The following is a 24,299-nucleotide window of genomic DNA, read 5'->3' as shown; positions in this document are numbered from 1 at the left end:
TTTTCAAGCTAGCCTTGCTGTCAACTCAGCCGTAATCTGTTGGTGCACTTGTTCAATAGGCTTACTGGCATCAATAACAATAATTGAGTCATCTTCGGCTGCAAACGCTAAAAATGTCGCTCTAGCACGTTCAAAAAACTCAATTTGTTGCACTTCAATTCTGTCTAAAGCGCCGCGACTAGCAGCTCTTGCTAGCCCAAGCTTAGGCTCTATATCAAGATATAAGGTTAAATCGGGTTTAAAGCCTTTTAAAGTGATATCACTGATAGATTTTACTAAAGGCATTAATCCCCTACCGCCGCCTTGATAGGCCAGCGATGATAAATTATGACGGTCACCTAATACCCAAGTACCATTAGCCAAAGCGGGCTTAATAACATTAGCAATTAGTTGCGCTCTCGCAGCGTAAAACAATAAACACTCAGACTCATCGCAAAGAGGGTCTGTTTCATCTGCAACCTTAACTAAATCACGCATTTTTTCGGCAAGTGGCGTTCCACCAGGCTCACGCGTGCATACTGGGGTTTGTTGAGTGTGTTGTGTGATAATCTGTTTAACCAGTTCAATGGCACTGGATTTACCAGCGCCTTCTAGGCCTTCAATTACAACAAATTTAGCTTGTTCTTGGGTCATTTTCTATTTCTCTGGTATTCATTCACAGCGCGGTTATGTTGCGCTAGCGTCTCGGAAAAAACATGGCTTCCATCATTTCTTGAGACAAAATATAAGTAATTAACATCTGCAGGCTTAGCCGCTGCAAAAATGGCGGCTTTACTTGGTGCGGCGATAGGCGTTGGCGGTAAACCATTAATGCGATAAGTATTAAACGCGGTATGCTCTCGTAAATCACTGCGGGTTATATTACCGTTATAGCGTTCTCCCATGCCATAAATCACTGTAGGATCAGTTTGTAAACGCATACCTAACTTCAAGCGGTTGTTGAATACTGCTGCGACCCAGTCACGCTCAGATGGCTTGCCGGTTTCTTTTTCAATAATGGACGCAATCGTCAATAACTCATAAGGTGTGGTTAATTTAAGATCTTTATCTCGCTCACCCCAAGCCGTAGCAAGGGTTTTCTGCATCATTTGATAACTGCGGTCTAATATCGCCTCTAATGAATCATTGGCTTGATATTGATAGGTTTCGGGGAAAAACTTACCTTCAGGTAAACCCGATTTATCACCATTTTTTATCAACACGCGATTAAAGACTTGCTCATCAAATGTTAAATGCGGCAAATCCACTAATGACTCATGCCACTCTTTAATCGTTTTACCTTCAATTAAGGTAACAGAGAAGGTCATTTCGTCACCACGATTAAGTTTGGTTAGCAAGCTATCAATGCTATCACCTGGGTTAATTTGGTATAAACCAGTACGAATATGGGCATATTCAGGCTTAATCTTTAACAGGTATTTGAGTTTCCAGCTGTCGGTAATAAACTGCTTATTTTCTAGATCAGCCCCAAGTTTTGTGACATTCATTCCTTGTGCGATAGTCAGTTCAACTGGCTTTTCAATTGATAGAAGTTGGCTAGGATAAGCGATAATTTGCTGATATCCCCAAAAGCCTACAACACACGCGACCGTAGTCAGTGTCATTAGCGATGTCAGTATAATGGTGATGGTTTTTTTCATATTATTTTAATCAGTACTTATTAGAATGATAGTTTGAGCTGGGTGAGTAAAGTAAGGGTCATATTCCAGGCTTTATAATGATAGCTCGAGCTTAATTGGGTATTAATCGAGTCTGTATTAATGCTGTTTACATTCACCAAACCTAATAAGCTGTTGGTGATAAATACATGTTCCGCGTCGAGCAATTCATCCAAAGTGACCTTTGTCGCCATTACAGCAATATCATTTGTCAAAAGCGCATCAATAACATGTTCACGCATGACGCCAGACACCCCGTTTTGACTCATCGCAGGTGTTTTAACCTGATTGTCCTTAACAATAAAAATATTCGCCATTGAAGATTCAACTAAACAATTATCTGCGTCAAGTACAAGCCAGTCATCGGTGTTTTTGGGTAATGTCTGCTGTTTGATTAACACTTGCTCTAAACGATTTAAGTGTTTCATCCCTGCCAGTAAAGGCTGATTACCTAACGTTACTGGCGACAAGGACAATGTGATTCCTTTAGATTGCCACTGTGCATAAATATCAGGTATCGGATGTAATGAAATCACCTCAGTGATATCAGGGGATGTAGGCGCAGTATAACCTCTGCCGCCAACCCCGCGGCTAAGCAGTAACTTAATACAGCCTTGCTTTAACGTTTTCGCGTGTGATTCAAGGCGTAAAACTAATAACTCGATGTGCGAAATAGTAAAACCTAAACGCAAACAGGTTTGTTCTATGCGTTGCAGGTGTGTATTAAGGAATAAGATTTCGCCTGCAGCAACTCGCATGGTAGCAAATGCGCCATCGCCATAAGCAAGCCCTCGATCAAGAGCATCAATAGTATTATCAGATTTTCCATTCACAAATACCGACTGCATAACGTCCTTAACTCAAGGTTGTATTAATCTCATCTTGAAAATGCGATTTAGTTAACTAAGTGGATTGACTATCATATTTGCATCTAATGCCATGTAATTCAAATCGTCACTAAAGACTGTAATGGCTAAAAATAACTAAAGCGAATTCGAAACGAGAAACTGATACCAGAAATGGCCTCAGCATATGATGAGGCTCCAATTCTCATGGAGCCGTCAACTTGTACATCTGAGATCACATCCTTGTTATCTATAGCTTAACTCTATCTTATCTGGCTAACAGATGTTGGATCCTTGCTTTTAATATATCTGTCGCAATACGGTTTTTACCGCCGCGAGGAACGATAATATCAGCGTGCTGCTTTGATGGCTCAATGAACTGCAAGAACATTGGGCGAACAGTGGCTTTGTACTGAGAAATAACCGACTCCATCGTACGTCCGCGCTCAGCTACATCACGCGTCAAACGACGTAAGAAACAAATATCCAGCGGTGTATCCATGAATACACTCGCATCCATGAGCTCACGTAATTTAGGGTCTGTTAATAGTAAAATCCCTTCTAAGATAATCACCTTTTTAGGTTGCATATCAAGGGTTTTAGTCATACGAGTATGTTCTTTATAACTATAACAAGGAATGTTTACCTGCTCACCTTTCTTTAATTGCTTAAGGTGTTCAGCTAATAGCTGATGATCCAGTGCTTTAGGATGATCATAATTCGTTTTAACACGGTCTTCCATTGTCATATGACTTTGGTCACGGTAATAAGCGTCTTCATTAATCACACCGATTTGGTCGGTGCCTAGGTCACGCTTAAGTTCTTCAAAAATCGTTTGGGCAATTAAACTTTTGCCTGATGCTGAAGCACCTGCGATACCAATAATGACACATTGCTGAGAATTCATTACTTAACCTTACTCGTCGTCTGAAATACTGATTGAAACTGTGTTTTTGTTTTGCTGCTTCGCAAGTTGAGCACCCACTTTACGGGCAATTTCACGATAAATAGCAGCAACTTCTGAATCTGGCTTACTGACAACTGTTGGGTTGCCTTCATCCATTGACTCACGAATGTTAATATTAAGCGGTAATGCGCCCAATAACGGCACTTCATATCGCTCAGCAATCTTGCTTCCGCCATGGGTGCCAAATGGGTGTTCTTTATGGCCACATTCAGGACATAAATGAAAACTCATGTTTTCAATAATGCCTAACACTGGGATATCCACTTTTTGGAACATGGTGATACCTTTTTTGGCATCTTCAAGTGCGATATCTTGCGGTGTTGTCACCACAACTGTGCCACTTACTGGAAACTTCTGTGACAATGTTAATTGTATGTCACCGGTTCCAGGAGGCAAATCAATCACTAAGTAATCCAGTTCTGGCCACTGAGTTTCAGTTAACAACTGATTTAATGCGCCTGCAGCCATAGGACCGCGCCAAACCGCAGCTTCACCATCGCCTAGCATAAAGCCTATAGATTGGGCTGAAATACCATGAGCAGATGCAGCCGTCATCATTTTGCCGTCTGGAGATGTCGGTTTAAAACCTTGTAAACCCAGCATCATTGGAATTGAAGGGCCATAAATATCAGCATCTAATATGCCGACTTCAGCGCCTTCAGCTTTTAACGCTAATGCAAGATTTACCGCAGTGGTAGATTTACCCACACCGCCTTTACCTGAAGCAACTGCAATAACTTGTTTAATATTAGGGATTGGTTCTACTGAGGCAATGGCTGAAAAAACACGTGGCTGGAAGTCAATTTCACATTCTACTTCGTCAATAGCATCAAGTACGGCTAACTTTTTAGTCACATCCATGACGGTATCACGATATTGCGTCATACAAGGGTAAGGATAAACCAATCCAAGTAGAAGGCGTTTACCTTCAATTGCAAGTTTGTTAACACAACCCGCAGATACTAGCCCTTCAGCTAAATATGGATCTTGGTATGCATCTAAAATACTCAATACTGGACCAAGAAGGTCATCACTTAATTGATAATCTGTATGCGAAGTAGACAAAAGCAGAACTCCCAGCGAAAAATTTGCCCAAGTGTACCAGAATTAGAAAAAAATGAGCGCTAATTTAGCCGATTTTGTTGTTGTTTGATGAAATAATCACTTTGATCGGTTAGTATCTTGACCATATATTTAGTGTAATCGATTGTTGAGACAAAATGACAAATTCACAACGTAAAATTCTGGTGACAAGTGCCCTCCCGTATGCAAATGGTCCAATCCATTTAGGTCATATGCTTGAGTATATTCAAACTGATATTTGGTCTCGCTACCAAAAACTTCGTGGACATGAATGTCACTATATTTGTGCAGACGATGCCCATGGCACGCCAATCATGCTCAAAGCTCAACAAATGGGTATTACCCCAGAAGAAATGATTGCTCAAGTTCAAAAAGAACACGAACAAGATTTCGCTGATTTTAATATTCAATTTGATAATTTCCATAGCACACACAGCGAAGAAAACCGCGAATTAGCTAGCGACATTTATATCAAGTTAAGAGATAACGGTTATATTAAAACCAAAACTATCTCGCAGTTATTTGACCCTGAAAAAGAAATGTTTTTACCAGACCGCTTCGTTAAAGGCACATGCCCTAAATGTAAAAGCGAAGACCAATATGGTGACAACTGTGATAATTGCGGCGCGACATATAGCACCACTGATTTAATTAAGCCTTATTCGGTTGTTTCTGGTGCTACACCTGTCATGAAGGATAGTGAGCATTTCTTTTTTGATTTACCAGCATTTGAATCAATGCTTGGAGAATGGTTATCTTCTGGCTCATTACAGCCTGAAATTGCTAATAAATTACGTGAGTGGTTCGATCAAGGTCTACAACAATGGGACATCTCTCGTGATGCGCCTTATTTTGGTTTTGAAATACCCGATCAACCAGGTAAATTCTTTTACGTTTGGTTAGATGCACCTATCGGCTACATGGGTTCATTCAAAAACTTATGTGATAGACGTGATGATTTAAACTTCGACGACTTTTGGAGCATTGACTCAAAAGCCGAAATTTATCATTTCATTGGTAAAGATATCGTTAACTTCCACGGTTTATTCTGGCCAGCAATGTTACATGGCGCAGGGATCAGAAAACCAAACAGTGTTTATGCCCACGGTTATGTCACTGTGAACGGCGCTAAAATGTCTAAATCTAAAGGCACATTTATTAAAGCCCGTACTTACCTAGATAACTTAAACCCTGAGTATCTGCGTTATTACTACGCTGCGAAATTAAATAGCCGTGTTGATGATTTAGATTTAAATCTTGAAGATTTTGCTCAGCGTGTAAATTCAGATTTAGTCGGTAAATTAGTTAACTTAGCTTCTCGTACAGCTGGTTTTATCAGTAAACGTTTTGATGGCAAGTTAGCAAAAATTAACGACACATCGTTAACCGAAGCCTTCCTTGCTAAACAAGACACCATTGCTGAACTATACGAAACTCGAGAGTTTGGTAAAGCAATGCGCGAAATCATGGCACTTGCCGATATGGCTAATGCTTATGTCGCTGATGCAGCGCCTTGGCAGTTAATCAAGCAAGAAGATAAACAAGAAGAAGCACATCAAGTATGTAGTAATGCACTTAACTTGTTCCGTATTCTGGTCACTTACTTAAAACCAGTACTGCCAAAACTTGCTGAAAATGTTGAAGGTTTCTTACAACTGACACTGACTTGGGATAATTTAGACCAAGACCTAGCTGGCCATGAAATCGCAAAATTCAAAGCATTAATGCAACGCATTGAAATGAAGAGCATTGAAGCCATTATTGATGCATCGACTGAAAACCTTCAAGTGACTCAAACTGAAGTGCCAAAAGTTGAACAAGTGCAAACTGAACTTGAAAAAGAGCCGTTAGCACCAGAAATCAGTTTCGATGATTTTGCTAAGATTGATTTACGCATTGCGTTAATTGCTAAAGCTGAACATATTGAAAAAGCCAATAAACTACTTCGATTAGAACTGGATTTAGGCGGCGAAACTAAACAAGTCTTTGCAGGAATTAAATCAGCTTATGCACCAGAAGACTTGATTGGTAAACACACTGTAATGGTTGCCAACCTTGCACCACGTAAAATGAAGTTCGGTGAATCTGAAGGCATGGTATTAGCCGCAGGTCCTGGTGGAAAAGATATCTGGATTTTAGAGCCACATGCAGGTGCAAAACCTGGTATGCGTGTGATGTAATAAGTTTACTGACTTATTAACAAGAAAAAAGCCGTCATTTGACGGCTTTTTTAATGCGTTATGAATAATAAAATTTAAGACATCAACTTAGTTTCTAAGTCTTTTTCAGTGTCATTACTATTTATTTTACCGCAGTTTTCTTTGTCTGGGTCGCAAGGATGTTCTTGGGCGAATCGTTGACTTTTATACGCTTCAGTATCAGCTACGATAGCCTCTTTTAAACGTTCCTCGTATTCAATAAACAAGTTGATAAAATCGCCACCAAATTTTTCACCATCTGAACGATTAGCCCACTCGTTATAAAGCACTTCAGAAGCTTCACTCTCAACTCGCATGTAAGTCTTCTTTTGTCGTTGCACAAGCTCATCAGAAAAGCCCATCGCTTTCATTGATTCGGCTCCGACTTTTAACGCTGAGCGAAACGTCTCTGACTCAACGTAATCAGCCCCCGCCTGACGTAATAAATGGCCATGTCCACGGTCAAATGCTCGGCTAATCACTTTCAGTTTAGGGTATTTATGTTTTAGGTGCTTAACCAGCTCTACACTGGCTTGTGGATTATCTATCGCTACAACAAATGCTGATGCCGTGGCAACACCTGCGGTCTCAAGTAAATCTGGTCTCGTAGCGTCGCCATAAAAGGCTTTAGTATTGACTTTACGTAGATTATCGACTTGGGTCGCTTGATGATCTAACACCACCGTCTTAACCCCATTAGACAGTAACAGTCGATTGACTATCTGACCAAAACGGCCTATCCCAGCAATGATAACGGTGCCTTGTTCATCAACTTGATCTTGCTCGCGATCGTTCGATGTTTGTTGATATTTAGGTAAAATTACTTTTTCATAAAAAATAAACAATCCAGGGGTTAGGAACATCGATAAAGCCACTACAATCGATAAAGGCTGTGCGACTTCTACTGAAATCACATGGTTTTGCTGGCTAAAGCTGAGTAACACAAACCCAAACTCACCTGCCTGGGCTAAACTTAAGGTGTATAGCCATCTATCACTGCCTTTAATCCTAAATATAAAACTCAATAACAATAAGACTAAGCCTTTTACTATCATCACAGCGGCTGTAGCACCAAGAATAACACCTAAATACTGCCACAAAATTTCAAAATCTATTCCCGCACCTACGGTGATAAAAAACAAACCGAGTAATAAACCTTTGAATGGGCCGATATGAGTTTCTAATTCATGTTTGAATTCACTATTAGCCAGTACTACACCCGCTAGAAAAGTGCCTAACGCTGGCGACACGCCAACTAAACTCATTAAAGTTGCAATACCAATGACTAACAATAAAGCCGCTGCCGTGGATATTTCACGCACACCAGAATCGGCAATAAACCTAAAAACAGGTCGGCTTAAATAGTGCCCGCCAAACACGACTACCCCTATTGAAAGTACTAACACCAAGGCGTATAAGCCACCGGGTAAGTTAGCGACTAAAGATAGTTCATCATGGTGTTCCGCTGCCGCAGCAACAGAGGATTGAGCAGCTTCCACCAGCTCTGGTAATGCTAGAAGAGGAATCAATGCCAGCATTGGAATGACGGCTATATCTTGAAATAACAACACTGAGAAAGCGTTCTTACCTGCCGTTGTCTTGGTTAGACCTTTTTCATTTAAGGTTTGCAGCACAATGGCCGTTGAGGATAGCGAGAAAATTAAGCCGATTGTTAATGCGACAGTCCATTGGAACTCAAACATCAGCGCAATAGCCATCACAATACCGGTTGATAAACCAACCTGTAAGCCCCCCATTCCCAACAGTCGGTTCCTCATCGACCAGAGCATTTTAGGCTCAAGTTCTAAACCAACTAAAAATAGCATCATCACAACACCAAATTCGGCAAAATGCTGAATGGTGTTTGTTTCACTGCCGACCAGCCCCACAATGGGACCAATAATCACCCCAGCAATTAAATACCCCAGCACAGAGCCTAAGCCCATTCTCTGCGCTATAGGCACTGCTATAACAGCGGCAGACAAATAAATAAATGCTTGGATAAAATATTCTGTCATGATGCTATTCCTTAAGCGATATCAGAAAGTTAAACTGGATTAACAATATCAATAAAATGATGGGTCAAACCAAATTGTTCAGCTAAATGCTCACCCAAAGCTTGTATGCCAAACTGCTCAGTCGCATGATGACCTGCAGCAAAATAATGTATACCTTGCTCCATTGCACAGTGAAAAGTTCGCTCTGAGACCTCACCGCTGATGAAAGCATCCACGCCAAGTGATGCCGCATGATCGATATAATCTTGAGCACCACCGGTACACCAAGCTAATGAGCTAATAAGTTGTTCTTTATCACCAATGTGTAATGGTGTTTTGTTGAGTTTTTCTGTAAGTAACTCACTCATTTGTGAAACACTTAACGGTTTCGGTAACTTACCCTGCCACAATAAATCTTGTGAAATATCGGCACAAATTTCTACATCAACCAAGCCTAGTTTATTCGCAAGCTCGGCATTATTACCTAATGTTGGATGGGCATCTAAAGGTAAATGATAGCCGAATAAATTAATATCGTGGGTCATTAACGCCTTAATTCGATTGTATTTCATCCCGGTGATCACTTCAGGTTCGTTTTTCCAAAAAAAACCATGATGTACGATAATGGCATCAGCATTGAGTGCTGCAGCTTGCTCAATGAGTGCTTGGCAGGCTGTTACGCCAGTCACGATAGTCTTAATGTTGTCACTGCCCTGCACCTGTAGACCATTTGGCGCATAGTCTTTGAATTGTTTTACATTAAGAAAATCATTTAGATATTTGGATAATTGTTGGCGAGATACAGACGTTAATGACATAAAACTAACCCTAAAATTTTTGATAATAATAGTGTAACTCAGTCCAATACTTATTGAAAAACCCTTGTTAAGATTGATTATTTGCTAAGCTATTTTGGCTTAAATTGGACTTTTGGGTGCATTAAACACTAAAATTAGACCTAAGGGATGTTGAAAACATTAAATAAACTATTCATTACAAAAAAATAGGTCTCAAAATGTCTAACTTGACTAAAGAAGCGCTTATCGCCGAATTAAAAGCTGCTCTTGAAAAGCAAACTTCAAAAACTGTTGAAATTGAACAGAAAGGCAGTTGGTATAAAATTGATGGCGGCAAGTCTTTACGCTTTAGCGATCTTGAGCAAATGCACCTTGAAGCAACACAAGGTCAATCAGTAGAAGCGCCTGCAGCTAAGCAAGATGTAGCTAAAAAACCAGCGGCTAAGCCTGCTGCAAAAAAAGCAGTGGCCAAAAAGCCAGCAGCAAAAACGGCAAATAAATCTGGTGGCAAAACGCCAAAAGAATTATGGCGCGAAAAATTAGCGAACGCTGGTAAAAATACACTGCCACGCGGCTTCTAATCTTTGCTTATATGATAAAAACTAAAAAGGAGCCAATGGCTCCTTTTTTATTCATTGCATTAATCATTGCTACATGGCTACATGGCTACATGGCGATATCGACGCGAACATAACCTTTAAGATAAACAACGCGTACTTCATCTCCTGCAACAAATGACATGCCAGGGTCTAAGTCCTGTATCACCATCACTTGTGTGCCATCATCTAAATTAATCATCATTTCAATGAGCTTATATTCAAGTGTGCGAGTAGAGTTACCGTACTGATTTGCAGCTGCGCCGCCTAGTAATGCACCTAAAACGGTCGCAACATCTTGGCCAGAACCGCCGCCAAATTGATGACCAACGACGCCGCCTATTAATGCGCCTCCGAAAGTTTTCCAACCTAGATTACGATCTTCAACTAATTGAGTTTGAGTGACATGTTTTATCGACTCAACCTGACCATAAACCACTTTTTCAACCGGTACAGCTTGGTTTCTATCGTAAGCTGCACTCGCTGACGTGCTAACAGCAGCCATTAATAACATTAAAAGCGCACTAAATCGTATCACTAAGCTGTTTGTGAGTTTCAACATAGGCAAAATTCCGCTAACGTATATATAAGGTTTAGTAAATAATATACTTAATTGTGAACTCACTGTCTTATTTAAATCATCTTCCGCACTTTCCTGATCCGCAACAAGCACTTGATGAACCCAATGGTTTACTTGCTATCGGAGGTGACTTATCACCTCAACGTTTAGTTGAAGCTTATTATCAAGGCATTTTCCCTTGGTTTAATGATGATGACCCTATTCTATGGTGGTCACCTGAGCCTAGAGCTATTTTCAAACCAAAAGTTCAGCCGCTTAATAAAAGCATGAAAAAATATCTACGTAAAACACAGTGGCGTTACACCATCAATCATGCCTTTGCTGATGTCATCAAAGCCTGTTCAGAGCCACGACTCACACAACAAGGCACATGGATATCATCTGACATTCAGGAGGCTTATATCCAGCTACATAGGCTTGGAAAAGCCCATTCAATTGAGGTTTGGGACGATAACGAACTTATAGGCGGCTTGTATGGCATTGCTGTAGGCAGTGTATTTTGTGGTGAATCCATGTTTCACCGCCAAACGAATGCATCCAAAGCGGCCTTTGCCATGTTAAACCAGCATATTTCTCGATACGGTTTTAAGTTAATTGACGCTCAAATAATGAACCCACATTTAGAAAATCTTGGCGCACAAGCCTGCCCTCGTGAGGACTTTCTGTTATCGCTTCGGCAACTACGAAATAGTGTCATCGACAATAATGCATGGATAGCACAAGAGGTCTGTTTTGAGTTCTAGAAGCGTCAGCGTTGGCATTAGCCACCCATTTGATTGCAGTTATATCGAAGGATTAACTGAGCAGTTACTTATCATTCAAGAGTCTCAACTTGATAGTCAATTATTTGAGCAGCTTTTAGGTATGGGATTTAGGCGCAACGGAAATTCAATTTACAAACCGCGCTGTCCGAGTTGCTCTGCATGCCAGTCCATTCGAGTCGTAGTACCTGAATTTAAGTTATCAAAAAGACAGAAAAGGACCTTAAAAAATAACCAAGACCTGCACTGGAAAGTCACTCATCAAGTCACAGAAGCCCATTACGAGTTATACGAGCGATATATTATTGGTCGCCATTCTGATGGCCCTATGTATCCGCCAAGTGAAGACCAGTTCAATGATTTTTTAAAGTGTACTTGGTTAGAAGCGACTTATATCGAGGTTTATCTACAAGATAAGTTGATTGGTGTAGCAGTAACAGACGCGATGAATAATAGTCTCTCTGCAATTTACAGTTATTTTGACCCTGATTACGCCAAACGTTCGTTAGGGGTTTATATGATCTTAATACAGTGTGAATTAGCCCAACAGTTAGCTAAGCAATTTTTGTATTTGGGCTATCAAATTGATGAAAATAGAAAAATGAATTACAAACGTTTATATCGTCCATATCAAATATTAACAGCAAATGGATGGCAACATATTGAAAAAGAACCCACGCTATAGTGTTTCAATCCTTTACAGCAAGCGCTTTTTGGGGCATGATACGGCGAATTTTTTTATATTTGAAGGCATAAAGGTAACCAATTAATGGCGAAAGAAGACAACATTGAAATGCAGGGCACAATCCTTGAGACCTTGCCAAATACAATGTTCCGCGTTGAACTTGAAAATGGTCATGTTGTGATTGCACACATTTCTGGCAAAATGCGCAAAAACTACATCCGTATTTTAACGGGTGATAAAGTTACGGTTCAGTTGACTCCTTACGATTTAAGTAAAGGTCGTATCGTCTTCCGCGCACGTTAATACTGCCTCATCTATTTAAAAACCCGGCTTAATTGTCGGGTTTTTTATTGGCTAAAGATTAACGTTGATGCGAAAAAAATGGCTATCTGATTTCAGATAGCCATTTTTATTAACCCGATAAATTAATTAGCGAATTACGATACTTTCTCTAAACATTCACAATGAATAACAATCTCGTTGTCCTTAACATCCACTTTAGCTGTACCGCCAGCTTCAAGCTTACCGAAAAGTACTTCATCAGCTAATGGACGTTTAATGAGTTCAGTCACCACACGCGCCATTGGTCTAGCGCCCATGTTTTTATCGTAACCTTTCTCAGCAAGCAGCGTCCGCGCTTCATCAGTTACTTCCAGTGTTACTCGTTTCTCGTCTAACTGCGCTTGTAATTCAATTAAGAACTTATCAACCACTTTCGCGATAATGGTCATGTCTAAATGGTTAAACCATATAATTGAATCTAAACGGTTACGAAACTCTGGGGTAAACACTTTATTGATTTCTGACATTGCATTAAGACTATTATCTTGCTGCTTAAAGCCAATCGATGTACGAATTGTTTCTTGCACACCCGCATTGGTTGTCATCACTAAAGTTACGTTTCTAAAATCAGCTTTACGACCATTGTTATCTGTCAGTGTGCCGTGATCCATCACTTGCAGCAGCAAGTTATAGACATCTGGATGGGCTTTTTCAATTTCATCCAATAACACTACACAATGAGGATTTTTAATCACGGCATCAGTTAATAAACCGCCTTGCTCATAACCCACATAACCTGGAGGCGAACCAATAAGGCGTGAAACCGCATGACGTTCCATGTACTCAGACATATCGAAACGAATTAACTTCATGTTTAAGCATGAGGCCAATTGATTGGTGACTTCTGTTTTACCGACACCTGTTGGGCCAGCAAATAAGAAACTACCCACAGGTTTCTTTTCTGCGCCTAAACCGCTACGAGATAACCTAATCGCTGAACTGAGCCCCTCAATCGCCTTATTTTGGCCAAACACCAACATTTTAAGGTTACGCTCAAGGTTTTTAAGTAAATCCTTATCAGTCGAAGATACCGACTTCTCAGGTATACGAGCAATTTTAGCAATTATCGCTTCAATTTCTGGCTGGCCGATGGTTTTCTTGCGTTTACTTTGTGGCAGCATCACCATTCGAGCACCTGCTTCATCAATCACGTCGATGGCCTTATCAGGCAAGTGACGATCATTGATATGTTTAGCAGATAAGCTCGCTGCTGAACTAATTGCTGCTTGGGTGTAACGCACACCATGATGCTCTTCGTATTTGGACTTAAGACCTAACAGAATTTTTGTCGTCTCAGCCACTGATGGCTCATTAATATCAATTTTTTGGAAACGTCTTGCCAATGCACGATCTTTCTCAAAAATGCTTTGATATTCCTGGAACGTAGTTGAGCCCATGCAGCGTAGTGAGCCGTTAGACAATAAAGGCTTTAACAGGTTTGACGCATCCATTACTCCACCGGATGCCGCACCTGCGCCAATAATGGTATGGATTTCATCAATGAACAAAATAGCATGTTCATTTTTACCTAACTCCTTGAGTAAACCTTTAAAGCGTTTCTCAAAATCACCACGGTATTTAGTACCAGCAAGCAACGAACCTAAATCTAATGAATACACAGTTGCATCTTTGATGACGTCTGGCACTTGTTCGTTAACAATACGGTACGCGAGGCCTTCAGCAATGGCAGTCTTACCCACACCGGCTTCACCGACGAGTAATGGATTATTCTTTCTACGACGACATAAGGTTTGAATCGCACGTTCGACTTCATCATCACGACCAATTAATGGATCAATCACACCGTCTTTAGAAAGTTGATTTAAATCGGTAGCGAATTGCGATAACAAGCTTCTGTCTTCAGCAGCTTCACCGCCTTCCTCTGAAGCTTCCGGGTTATTAATTTCAGAGTCGTCATCATCTTTCGGTAAACCATGAGAAATAAAGTTAACCACATCTAAACGGGTTATTTCACAACGGCGGAGTAAATATACTGCTTGTGACTCTTGCTCACTGAATATCGCCACTAACACATTTGCGCCAGTGACTTCATTACGACCGGACGATTGCACATGAAATACTGCACGTTGAAGTACACGTTGAAAACCTAAGGTTGGTTGGGTTTCACGTTCTTCTGTGGTTTCAGCGATCAATGGGGTTGTTTGTTGAATGAAGTTAGATACTTCCTCGTGGAGACGAGTAATATCCGCGCCACAAGCCAATAATGCTTCTTTGGCCGATGGGTTATTAATTAATGCTAATAATAAATGTTCTACCGTCATATATTCATGACGTGAATCTCTAGCTTGTTGAAACGCTAGGTTCAAGGTGACTTCGAGATCTTTGTTTAGCATAAGCACCCCCTAAAAATACTCATAAACTGCAGAGTTACCGACGGAGAATCAACTAATTCATTATGCGGTTTCTAATGAACACAGTAATGGATGTTGGTTTTCTTTGGCAAATTGATTTACTTGTAACACTTTCGTTTCGGCAATGCCAAACGAGTAAACACCACATATTCCCTTACCTTGGTGATGGATAGCCAACATAATATCGGTGGCTTGTTGTTCATCCTTATTAAAAAAGCGTTGTAACACTTCTATCACGAAATCCATCGGAGTGTAATCATCGTTATTTAACACGACTTTGTACATTGAAGGTGGTTGTAGCTCCGATTCAACACGTTCTTCTGTGTGCTCTACGCTGCCTAATCTACCCATGAGTTAATACTAGCCTCTAGTTTGGTACAAGACCAATTGATATTATTAAATTAATTAAATGTTGTCATTTTGTTAATTTTTACTTGACATCTTTTCGTACAAATTTCATTCTGTTCTGAGGCGGCAATAGAGACCGCTGATAAAAATAAGTTTTACTATCTTACTGGTAAGTAGACAACAGAAGGAAGTGGAAGTATGGCAAGCGGAACTGTTAAATGGTTCAACAACGCCAAAGGATTCGGGTTTATTTGCCCAGATCAGGGTGGCGAAGATGTATTTGCGCATTATTCAACAATCGAAATGGAAGGTTACAGAACGCTAAAAGCGGGCCAACCGGTAGATTTCGAAACTGAGCAGGGCCCAAAAGGGATGCATGCTTCAGCCATTTCACCAACTAAATAGTCGGTGAAACTATAATACAAAAAGGCAGAGATTTTAATCTCTGCCTTTTTTATTTAGCCAATTAATTATCAATAACGATTTGTTTGCCTGAAAAACACTCAACATTTATTTTAATATTGACAAACTTAGTTACAAAAATCTTTGTATCATCACGTTAATATCACTCATTTTTAAACCCAAATAAAAAAACAGAGACACAAGGCCTCTGTTTTTATCTTAAGCGATACCGCTAAATATTAAATTACGCAGTAATAAACGAATTCAATAATGCACTTGGACGCATTGCTGTTTCAGCTTTTGCTGCATCTAAACGGAAATAACCGCCTAAATCGACAGCTGGGCCTTGTGAACCATTCAGTTCAGCAACAATCTCCGCTTCGTTAGTGGTTAATGACTCAGCTAATGCAGAAAATTCAGCTGCAAATGAGGTGTCAGCCGTTTGAACTGATAAAGCTTGTGCCCAGTACATAGCAAGATAGAAGTGACTACCACGGTTATCCAATTCACCTACACGACGTGAAGGAGACTTATTGCTATCTAAGAACTGTCCAATCGCAGTATCAAGCGTATCAGCTAATACCTGTGCTTTAGGATTATTCTGAGTTTGACTTAAGTGCTCTAATGAAGCCGCTAATGCCAAGAACTCACCTAAAGAATCCCAACGTAAATGCCCTTCTTTCTCAACCTGTTGAACATGCTTAGGTGCACTACCACCTGCGCCAGTTTCAAATAAGCCACCGCCATTCATTAGTGGTACGATTGATAGCATTTTAGCACTGGTACCCAGTTCTAAAATTGGGAATAAATCAGTTAAGTAATCACGTAAAACGTTACCAGTGACTGAAATCGTATCTAGACCTTCATGAACACGGGCAAGTGTCGCTCGTGTTGCTTCAACTGGTGCTAAAATTTGTAAATCAAGACCTGCTGTATCGTGATCTTTTAAGTACAATTCTACTTTAGTGATGAGCTGCGCATCATGTGCACGCTTGCTGTCTAACCAGAAGATTGCTGGTGTGTTGCTTAAACGAGAACGATTAACCGCTAGTTTAACCCAGTCACGGATAGGCGCATCTTTCACCTGACACATTCTGAAGATATCACCCGCTTCAACATTGTGGCTCATTAGCACATCACCCGCGCTATTGATCACTTTAACAACACCTGCTGATGCTATTTCAAATGTTTTATCGTGGCTGCCGTATTCTTCTGCTTTTTGCGCCATTAGGCCAACGTTAGGCACGCTGCCCATTGTCGTTGGGTTAAAGGCACCATTTTCTTTACAGAAAGAAATAGTTTCTTGGTAAACACCCGCGTAACAACGATCAGGGATCATTGCTTTAGTGTCTTTTAATTGGCCGTCTGGGCCCCACATTTTTCCTGATGAGCGGATAGCCGCAGGCATCGATGCATCAATAATGATGTCACTCGGTACATGAAGGTTAGTAATGCCTTTATCTGAATCTACCATCGCAAGTGCTGGACGCTTTGCGTATACCGCTGCGATGTCAGCTTCAACTTCAGCACGCTGAGCTTCAGGTAAACCTGCGATTTTAGCGTAAACATCACCAAAACCATTGTTTACATCTACACCTAGCTCATCAAATAATTCTTGATGCTTAGTAAATACATCTTTAAAGAAGACCTTAACAGCATGACCAAATAAAATTGGATCAGAGACTTTCATCATTGTCGCTTTTAAGTGTAGAGATAATAAAACGTCTTCAGATTTAGCAGCTTCAATTTCACGCTCGTAAAATGCTTGCAGCGCTTTATTGCTCATAACTGCAGTATCAATGATTTCACCTGCAAGTAATGGAAGCCCCTGCTTAAGTGTCACTTCTTGACCATCAGTTTGGGCCAGTATGATATTAACAGTATCAGCAGTTGTTAATGTGACTGACTGTTCACTACCGTAAAAGTCGCCTTCGCTCATGTGTGCAACATGAGACTTTGAATCACTCGCCCACTTACCCATTGAATGTGGGTTTTTCTTAGCATAGTTTTTAACTGACGTCGGCGCACGGCGGTCAGAGTTACCTTCACGTAATACAGGGTTTACTGCACTGCCTTTAATTTTGTCGTAACGGCTTTGAACATCACGCTCAGCATCTGTTGCTGGCTCGTCCGGGTAATTCGGAATGTCATAACCTTTAGTTTGAAGTTCTGTAATACACGCTTTTAATTGCGGAATTGAGGCACTGATATTAGGTAATTTAATGATATTGGCTTCAGGAGTGCCTGCCATAACACCTAATTCAGTTAATGCGTCAGAAATTTTCTGCTCAGCAGTTAACTTTTCAGGAAAGTTTGCGATTACACGGCCTGATAAAGATATATCTCGGGTCTCAACTTTAACACCTGCAGCATTAGTAAATGTACGGATGATAGGGAGTAATGAAAGCGTCGCTAATGCGGGTGCTTCATCAGTTTCAGTATAAATGATCGTTGGAGAGTTATCTTTCATGCTTTTTCCTACATTATTGAAATAAAAAGTTTTTATAAATTATTATTGTAATAAGTATCTACCTAAAACAGCTTCAATCTAATTGTCGAAGTCTATTTATCTGCGGCACAAATCCATATGAAATAGAAAAATTAACTGTGACTGCGGGTACAAAAGTGGGCACAGATCACATTTTTTAGGCCAACATCATAGATCATTATCTCGCAGATTCAAATTCCACTAAGGCCCAATGCCAAGTAAACTATGCAAAATAACTTAATTTCGCTCTTAAATAGGCTTATTTATGCCAGCAAATGACAAAACAAAACGATTTAATAGCAAACCGGCATTTGCCAGAACAGCCAAAAAGTCTAGCAACAATACCAGAAAAACCATTAAACGCCCTGTAAAAAAAGCAGTTGAGAACCCAATAATAGTGTTATTTAACAAACCTTTTGATGTGCTATGTCAATTTACTGATGAGTCAGGAAGACAAACATTAAAAGATTTTATCCCAGTAAAAGATGTTTATGCTGCTGGCAGATTAGATAGAGACAGTGAAGGTTTATTATTGCTGACTAATGACGGTAAATTACAAGCTCAAATTACTCAACCTAACAAAAAAACATTTAAAACTTATTGGGCGCAAGTTGAAGGTGAACCCAGTGAGCAAGCCATTAATGCCTTATGCCAAGGTGTTGAATTAAAAGATGGTATGACTTTACCGGCCAAAGTTACTGTGATGAATGAACCAGCGGTGTGGGACAGAGTTCCCCCAGTTAGAGAGCGCAAATCCATTCCAACAACTTGGTTAGAAATCCAAATATGTGAAGGCCGGAACAGACAGGTTAGAAGAATGACAGCACATATTGGTCACCCTACATTAAGATTAATTCGCTATAAAATAGGCCAATGGAGTTTAGATGACATTGCCAATGGTCAATATAAAACACTTGCACAGTAACAATTGATAACCATCATAAGCTTAGCTTTCAAGCCATGCTTAAGCTTAAAATAAACCCAAGCCCAAAGAATAGCCTAAGCCCAAAAAATAGTTCTATGACAAAAGGATAGCTCAATGACAAAAGAACGTTATAAACCTAATACTACGGTCGCTTGTGTTATCCATTGCCAAAATAAATTTTTATTTGTCGAAGAAATCATTGATGGTGAAACTCGCTTTAATCAACCTGCAGGTCATATTGAAGCGCAAGAATCGATACCAGAAGCTTGTAAAAGAGAAGTTAAGGAAGAGACGGGGCTAGATATCGAGCTTCTCGGTATTATCGCCGTCTACCAGTTTAGCCCGAATGAACAATTATCCTTCGTGCGTTTTACCTTTGCCGCTGAGACTAAAAACCTGATAATTTGTCAGCCTTTAGATAAAGATATCCTTGCCTGCCATTGGTTCACTCTGGATGAAATTAAAGCGCGGAAACATCAGCTTAGAAGCCCGTTAGTGATTAAATCCATAGAAGACTTTTTACATAAAGCTCACAGCCCATTATCACTGATTAATAGTGACTTGCAGATCATAGCCGACAACAACAATGCATGATAGAATATGCGCCGCACATTTTTGAGATTTTCGTGATGTTTTTCATCGGTTTTTATGACCGGTTTTGATAACAGCATTTGGCGATATATATACAGCGACTTGAAAAGCGCTAACGTCGACCACATGATCATCTCTTGTATCCGTAAATTCACTGGTTTTTAGGTTTTATGACATCAATCAATCCCAATTCAAATGGTAAAAAAGTCATCGTAGGTATGTCCGGCGGTGTAGATTCTTCAGTTTCAGCTTATCTGCTTATGCAGCAAGGCTACCAGGTTGAAGGATTATTTATGAAGAACTGGGAAGAAGATGACACGGATGAATACTGTCTTGCAGCCGAAGATTTAAAAGATGCTCAGGCTGTTTGTGACAAACTCGGTATTAAGTTGCATACAGTTAACTTCGCTTCAGAGTATTGGGACAATGTATTTGAACATTTCCTTGAAGAATACAAAGCGGGTCGCACGCCAAATCCCGATATCATGTGTAACAAAGAAATCAAATTCAAAGCATTTTTAGAATTCGCAGACGAAATTCTTGATGCTGACTTTATTGCTATGGGCCATTATGTGCGTCGTCGAGATAACGAAGACGGCACCACCCAAATGCTACGTGGCGTTGACGGCAATAAAGACCAAAGTTACTTCCTCTACACCTTAAGTGACAAGCAAGTTGCTAAAAGCTTATTCCCAGTGGGCGAGTTAGAGAAATATCAAGTTCGTGATATCGCCAAAGAAATGGGCTTAATCACCCATGATAAAAAAGACAGCACCGGTATTTGCTTTATTGGTGAGCGAAAGTTTACCGACTTTTTAGGCACGTATTTACCTGCACAACCTGGTGATATAGAAACCGCTGAAGGTGAAGTCATTGGTACTCACCAAGGTTTGATGTATCACACCTTAGGGCAACGCAAAGGTTTAGGTATCGGCGGCTTGAAAAACAGCAATGACGACCCTTGGTATGTCGTTGAAAAAGACTTATTACGTAACGTATTAATCGTCGCACAAGGTGGCAACCACCCTCGCCTAATGTCTCATGGCATGATGGTCAGTCAGCTACATTGGGTTGACCGCCAAGGCCCTAGCTCACCAGCAAGCATTACGGTAAAAACTCGCTATCGCCAACACGATGTAAAATGCACCGTGACAACAGTAGATGCTGATAACATCAAAGTCATGTTTGATGAACCTGTTGCAGCGGTAACGCCAGGTCAATCAGCCGTATTTTATGATGGTGAAGTCTGCCTTGGTGGCGGCATTATCGATACCTTAATTAGAGGATAGGTCGTGAGCCAAGTATTATTTGAACGCACTATGGCGTTTGCAGGTATTTTACAAGCGGTTGCTCAAGTTCAACACCTTGCTCGACATGGTGAATCAGACGAAACCGCAATGGCTGCGAGTTTGAACACCATTATGGTGACAGACCCAGAATCAATATCTGATATCTACCAAGATAAGCATGCATTAAATAAAGGCTATCAATTAATTGAACAACAATTAGGTGATGGTAATAGCAAAGATGTTGAAACCACACGCTATCTTGTCGGTATGCTCGCTCTGGAGCGTAAACTCGCTCGCTCAGCTAATGGCTTAGGCATGCTTGCAGAACGAATTAACCAAGTCCATCGACAGTTACACCACTTTGCCATCACAGATGAGCAAATTGTCGCAAGTTTGGCGAGTATTTATAGCGATGTGATCAGCGAACTTGGGCCTAAATTACAAATTTCTGGTAATCCAGCTTGCTTGCAACAACCGCAAGTACAACAAAAAATCCGTGCTTTACTTCTATCAGCTATGCGCAGTGCTGTTTTATGGCGTCAATTAGGTGGCAAACGTCGTCACCTTGTTTTTGCTCGTAAGGCCATTGTGGATACTGCAATTAGCAGCCGTAAAAATAATTAATCGTATCACCCTACAACAAAAGTTCATCAAGGAGCTTCAAATGGATCTTTCTGCACTGACCGCTATCTCTCCGATAGACGGTCGTTATGGTAGCAAAACCACCTCATTACGAGGTATTTTCAGCGAATTCGGTTTAACTAAATACCGTGTTCAAGTTGAAATTAACTGGTTAAAACTACTTTCAAGTTGCCCAGAGATTGAAGAAGTTCCGCCATTCAGTGAAGAAGCATTAATCTTACTGGATAGCATCAAGGATAACTTCAGCGAAGAAGACGCATTACGCGTTAAAACAATTGAAAGAACCACCAACCACGACGTTAAAGCGGTTGAGTATTTCATTAAAGAACAAATTGCTGATAATGCTGAATTAGTCGCTATTGACGAATTTGTTCATTTCGCTTGTACCTCAGAAGACATTAACAACTTGTCTCATGCGTTAATGCTTAAAGAAGCGCGTGAACTTGTTCTAGCACCTCAGTGTTTAGAAATTGTGGATGCCATTAAAAAGTTAGCGACAGATAACAAGTCTGTACCGCTAATGTCACGTACTCACGGCCAACCAGCTTCACCTACAACTTTAGGTAAAGAAATGGCAAACGTAGCTGTACGTCTAGAGCGCCAACTGAACCAAATCAACGCTGTTGAAATCATGGGTAAAATCAATGGTGCAGTAGGTAACTACAACGCACACATCTCAGCTTACCCTGAAGTTAACTGGCATGAGCTGTCACAACGTTTTGTGACTAGCCTTGGCATTAACTGGAACCCATACACGACTCAAATCGAACCGCATGATTACATTGCTGAATTATTTGATGCCGTAGCACGTTTCAATACAATCCTAATCGATTTCGATCGTGATATCTGGGGTTACATTGCCATGGGCCACTTCAAGCAGCGTACTATTGCTGGAGAAATTGGTTCTTCAACCATGCCGCATAAAGTTAACCCTATTGATTTTGAAAATTCAGAAGGTAACTTAGGTATTGCTAACGCGCTAATGCAGCATTTAGCCGCGAAATTACCTGTTTCAAGATGGCAACGTGACTTAACGGATTCTACGGTTTTACGTAACCTAGGTGTTGGTATGGCCCACTCGTTGATTGCTTATCAAGCAACGATGAAAGGCATCAGCAAGTTAGAAGTTAACGAAGCTAACCTGTTAGCAGAGCTCGACAAAAACTGGGAAGTATTGGCTGAGCCGGTACAAACAGTAATGCGTCGTTATGGTATTGAAAAGCCATATGAAAAATTAAAAGAGCTAACACGTGGTAAGCGTATTGATGGCGAGCAACTTGCTTTATTCATCGATGGTTTAGAACTGCCTGACAGTGTCAAAGCAGAGCTTAAAACAATGACACCAGCTAACTACATCGGCCGTGCAGAAGCATTTGTTGACGAGTTAAAATAATCTTCCAAACAAATGCTTATATAAAATTATTTATAAAAGTCACTTGTTTGTAGAATAAGGAATGGCGACACCTCTTATGAGCTGTCGCCTTTTTTACAATTATGTATACATTAAATTTTGATACTGCTGAATTCATACGTGAAAACTGGCAAAAAAAACCTATTGTGATTAAAAATGCCTTCAATGCATTCGAAGATCCTATTTCTGCAGATGAACTAGCGGGTTTAGCCATGGAAGAAGATATTTCTTCACGTATTGTGCAAACACAAGCTCAAGGCTGGAATGTGGTCCAAGGGCCATTTGAGGATTATGACGAATACGGTGAAGATGGCTGGCAATTATTAGTCCAAGCCGTTAACCATTGGTACCCTGAGTCACAGCCATTAGTGGAAGCCTTTCGTTTTTTACCTGACTGGCGCTTTGATGATCTAATGGTCTCTTTTGCGACGCCAAAAGGCGGTGTTGGACCACATATCGATAATTATGATGTATTTATCATTCAAGGCGAAGGTGAGCGTCGCTGGCAAGTGGGCAATAATGGTCACCATAAGCAGCGTGGCGGTGATAAAAACAGCCCTTTAGTAGACGACTTTGAGCCTATCATTGATGTTGTATTGACCAAAGGCGATGTACTGTATATTCCCCCTGGTTATCCGCATTGTGGTGAAACGTTAACACTGGCGTTAAGTTACTCCATTGGTTTTAGGGCCCCTAGTCAGCAAGAGCTATTAACTGAACTTGCAGACTCTTTAATTGACAATAACGCGGGTAAACAGCGATTTATTTCAACTGAAGAACAAGCCAATAAAGGCATTGTTAGCCAACAGCAACAACAAGGTATGATGAACTTGTTAGCTGAGCTAGCAAATAACCCGAATCAGTATCAAACAATGTTAGGTAAGTTGCTTAGTCAAAATCGCTTTGAACTTGACCTTAATCCATTCGAGCAACCTATTTCGGCTGAAGATATGATTGAAGCCATTGAAGACGGTGCAAGTATGCAACGTATTGGTGGTTTAAAAGTATTAACACTTGAGGCGGATACACAAGCCCATCTCTATGTGAATGGTGAAGTAGTTAGTGTTGAAGGCATCGATGCTGAAATTATCAAGGTTATCGCTAATGAACATTCAATCAGTCAACCAATGTTATCGACTTGGAGTCATCACCCCGCTTTACTATTAATACTCACAGAGTTTATCAATCAAGGTTGGTTTTACTTCTCTGAATAACCCATTATTTATCATTGATGGGTTATAAGATACATATTAAAAAGGCACAAAAGATTCATCTTTTGTGCCTTTTCAATTTAATTTTAATATTGGTTAAACTGATTGAAA

At 40.4% G+C, this 24,299-nt stretch carries 23 protein-coding genes; 12 read left to right on the top strand and 11 right to left on the bottom strand.

Annotated elements, in window-relative coordinates:
- Positions 1-3 precede the first annotated feature (3 nt).
- The 5 genes from tmk to apbC form a co-directional block, all read right to left on the bottom strand.
- On the bottom strand, positions 4-633 hold the full coding sequence (gene tmk, locus BCU84_RS14160; RefSeq protein WP_102528726.1) for a dTMP kinase: 630 nt from the start codon (positions 631-633) through the stop codon (positions 4-6).
- Positions 630-1,640, bottom strand: coding sequence for an endolytic transglycosylase MltG (gene mltG, locus BCU84_RS14155; protein ID WP_102528725.1), 1,011 nt, complete (start codon positions 1,638-1,640; stop codon positions 630-632). The genes tmk and mltG overlap by 4 nt, the downstream gene beginning before the upstream one ends.
- Positions 1,641-1,660: 20 nt before the next feature.
- A complete protein-coding gene (pabC, locus tag BCU84_RS14150; protein WP_102528724.1) occupies positions 1,661-2,506 on the bottom strand; it encodes an aminodeoxychorismate lyase in 846 nt (281 codons plus the stop codon).
- 265 nt (positions 2,507-2,771) lie between these two features.
- A complete protein-coding gene (udk, locus tag BCU84_RS14145; protein ID WP_102528723.1) occupies positions 2,772-3,410 on the bottom strand; it encodes a uridine kinase in 639 nt (212 codons plus the stop codon).
- 9 nt (positions 3,411-3,419) lie between these two features.
- Complete coding sequence (apbC, locus tag BCU84_RS14140) at positions 3,420-4,535, bottom strand: iron-sulfur cluster carrier protein ApbC (RefSeq protein WP_102528722.1); 1,116 nt, start codon at positions 4,533-4,535, stop codon at positions 3,420-3,422.
- A gap of 155 nt (positions 4,536-4,690) precedes the next feature.
- On the opposite strand from apbC, the gene metG reads away from it, so the two are divergent.
- Complete coding sequence (gene metG, locus BCU84_RS14135; RefSeq protein WP_102528721.1) at positions 4,691-6,733, top strand: methionine--tRNA ligase; 2,043 nt, start codon at positions 4,691-4,693, stop codon at positions 6,731-6,733.
- Positions 6,734-6,807: 74 nt separating this feature from the next.
- Here metG and BCU84_RS14130 read toward each other — a convergent pair whose 3' ends face one another.
- Complete coding sequence (locus tag BCU84_RS14130) at positions 6,808-8,769, bottom strand: monovalent cation:proton antiporter-2 (CPA2) family protein (protein ID WP_102528720.1); 1,962 nt, start codon at positions 8,767-8,769, stop codon at positions 6,808-6,810.
- A 29-nt stretch (positions 8,770-8,798) separates the two neighbouring features.
- Complete coding sequence (locus BCU84_RS14125; RefSeq protein WP_102528719.1) at positions 8,799-9,566, bottom strand: Nif3-like dinuclear metal center hexameric protein; 768 nt, start codon at positions 9,564-9,566, stop codon at positions 8,799-8,801.
- Positions 9,567-9,763: 197 nt separating this feature from the next.
- On the opposite strand from BCU84_RS14125, the gene BCU84_RS14120 reads away from it, so the two are divergent.
- The gene (locus tag BCU84_RS14120; protein WP_102528718.1) at positions 9,764-10,126 is read left to right on the top strand and encodes a hypothetical protein; all 363 of its coding nucleotides are present in this window, start codon (positions 9,764-9,766) and stop codon (positions 10,124-10,126) included.
- Positions 10,127-10,211: 85 nt separating this feature from the next.
- On the opposite strand, the gene BCU84_RS14115 is transcribed toward BCU84_RS14120, so the two are convergent.
- A complete protein-coding gene (locus BCU84_RS14115) occupies positions 10,212-10,655 on the bottom strand; it encodes a glycine zipper 2TM domain-containing protein (RefSeq protein ID WP_241906443.1) in 444 nt (147 codons plus the stop codon).
- A 101-nt stretch (positions 10,656-10,756) separates the two neighbouring features.
- Here BCU84_RS14115 and aat point away from each other — a divergent pair, with 101 nt between their 5' ends.
- From aat to infA, 3 genes are all read left to right on the top strand, one after another.
- A complete protein-coding gene (gene aat, locus BCU84_RS14110) occupies positions 10,757-11,464 on the top strand; it encodes a leucyl/phenylalanyl-tRNA--protein transferase (RefSeq protein WP_102528716.1) in 708 nt (235 codons plus the stop codon).
- Positions 11,454-12,167, top strand: coding sequence for an arginyltransferase (locus BCU84_RS14105; RefSeq protein ID WP_102528715.1), 714 nt, complete (start codon positions 11,454-11,456; stop codon positions 12,165-12,167). The genes aat and BCU84_RS14105 overlap by 11 nt, the downstream gene beginning before the upstream one ends.
- 84 nt (positions 12,168-12,251) lie before the next feature.
- Positions 12,252-12,470 (top strand): translation initiation factor IF-1, encoded by a 219-nt coding sequence (infA, locus tag BCU84_RS14100; RefSeq protein ID WP_011496276.1) that lies wholly within the window; start codon positions 12,252-12,254, stop codon positions 12,468-12,470.
- Positions 12,471-12,604: 134 nt separating this feature from the next.
- Here the strand turns inward: infA and clpA are convergent, their stop codons facing one another.
- Positions 12,605-14,863: an ATP-dependent Clp protease ATP-binding subunit ClpA gene (gene clpA / locus BCU84_RS14095; protein ID WP_102528714.1), complete on the bottom strand. Its 2,259-nt coding sequence runs from the start codon at positions 14,861-14,863 to the stop codon at positions 12,605-12,607.
- A 60-nt stretch (positions 14,864-14,923) separates the two neighbouring features.
- Positions 14,924-15,232 (bottom strand): ATP-dependent Clp protease adapter ClpS, encoded by a 309-nt coding sequence (gene clpS / locus BCU84_RS14090; protein ID WP_102528713.1) that lies wholly within the window; start codon positions 15,230-15,232, stop codon positions 14,924-14,926.
- Positions 15,233-15,427: 195 nt separating this feature from the next.
- Here clpS and cspD point away from each other — a divergent pair, with 195 nt between their 5' ends.
- Positions 15,428-15,634 carry a cold shock domain-containing protein CspD gene (cspD, locus tag BCU84_RS14085; RefSeq protein WP_055024439.1) on the top strand — a complete coding sequence of 69 codons (207 nt, stop codon included), beginning with the start codon at positions 15,428-15,430 and terminating at the stop codon, positions 15,632-15,634.
- A gap of 241 nt (positions 15,635-15,875) precedes the next feature.
- Here cspD and BCU84_RS14080 read toward each other — a convergent pair whose 3' ends face one another.
- Entirely contained in the window at positions 15,876-18,101 is a 2,226-nt protein-coding gene (locus tag BCU84_RS14080) for an NADP-dependent isocitrate dehydrogenase (protein ID WP_102528712.1), read from the bottom strand.
- Between the two features lie 283 nt (positions 18,102-18,384).
- Here BCU84_RS14080 and BCU84_RS14075 point away from each other — a divergent pair, with 283 nt between their 5' ends.
- From BCU84_RS14075 to BCU84_RS14050, 6 genes are all read left to right on the top strand, one after another.
- On the top strand, positions 18,385-19,044 hold the full coding sequence (locus tag BCU84_RS14075) for an rRNA large subunit pseudouridine synthase E (protein ID WP_102528711.1): 660 nt from the start codon (positions 18,385-18,387) through the stop codon (positions 19,042-19,044).
- A 114-nt stretch (positions 19,045-19,158) separates the two neighbouring features.
- Positions 19,159-19,638, top strand: coding sequence for an NUDIX hydrolase (locus tag BCU84_RS14070; RefSeq protein WP_102528710.1), 480 nt, complete (start codon positions 19,159-19,161; stop codon positions 19,636-19,638).
- A gap of 167 nt (positions 19,639-19,805) precedes the next feature.
- A complete protein-coding gene (gene mnmA / locus BCU84_RS14065; protein WP_102528709.1) occupies positions 19,806-20,924 on the top strand; it encodes a tRNA 2-thiouridine(34) synthase MnmA in 1,119 nt (372 codons plus the stop codon).
- 3 nt (positions 20,925-20,927) lie between these two features.
- A complete protein-coding gene (hflD, locus tag BCU84_RS14060) occupies positions 20,928-21,548 on the top strand; it encodes a high frequency lysogenization protein HflD (protein WP_102528708.1) in 621 nt (206 codons plus the stop codon).
- A gap of 40 nt (positions 21,549-21,588) precedes the next feature.
- Positions 21,589-22,959, top strand: a complete 1,371-nt coding sequence (gene purB / locus BCU84_RS14055; RefSeq protein WP_102528707.1) for an adenylosuccinate lyase — start codon at positions 21,589-21,591, stop codon at positions 22,957-22,959.
- 101 nt (positions 22,960-23,060) lie between these two features.
- A complete protein-coding gene (locus BCU84_RS14050; RefSeq protein ID WP_102528706.1) occupies positions 23,061-24,191 on the top strand; it encodes a cupin domain-containing protein in 1,131 nt (376 codons plus the stop codon).
- The last annotated feature ends 108 nt before the right edge of the window (positions 24,192-24,299 follow it).

It is taken from the genome of Shewanella sp. 10N.286.51.B7, assembly GCF_002873615.1.
GTDB classification, from domain to species: domain Bacteria; phylum Pseudomonadota; class Gammaproteobacteria; order Enterobacterales; family Shewanellaceae; genus Shewanella; species Shewanella electrodiphila.
Note: the sequence above shows the minus strand (reverse complement) of the source record. Positions and strands in the feature narration are given on the sequence as shown.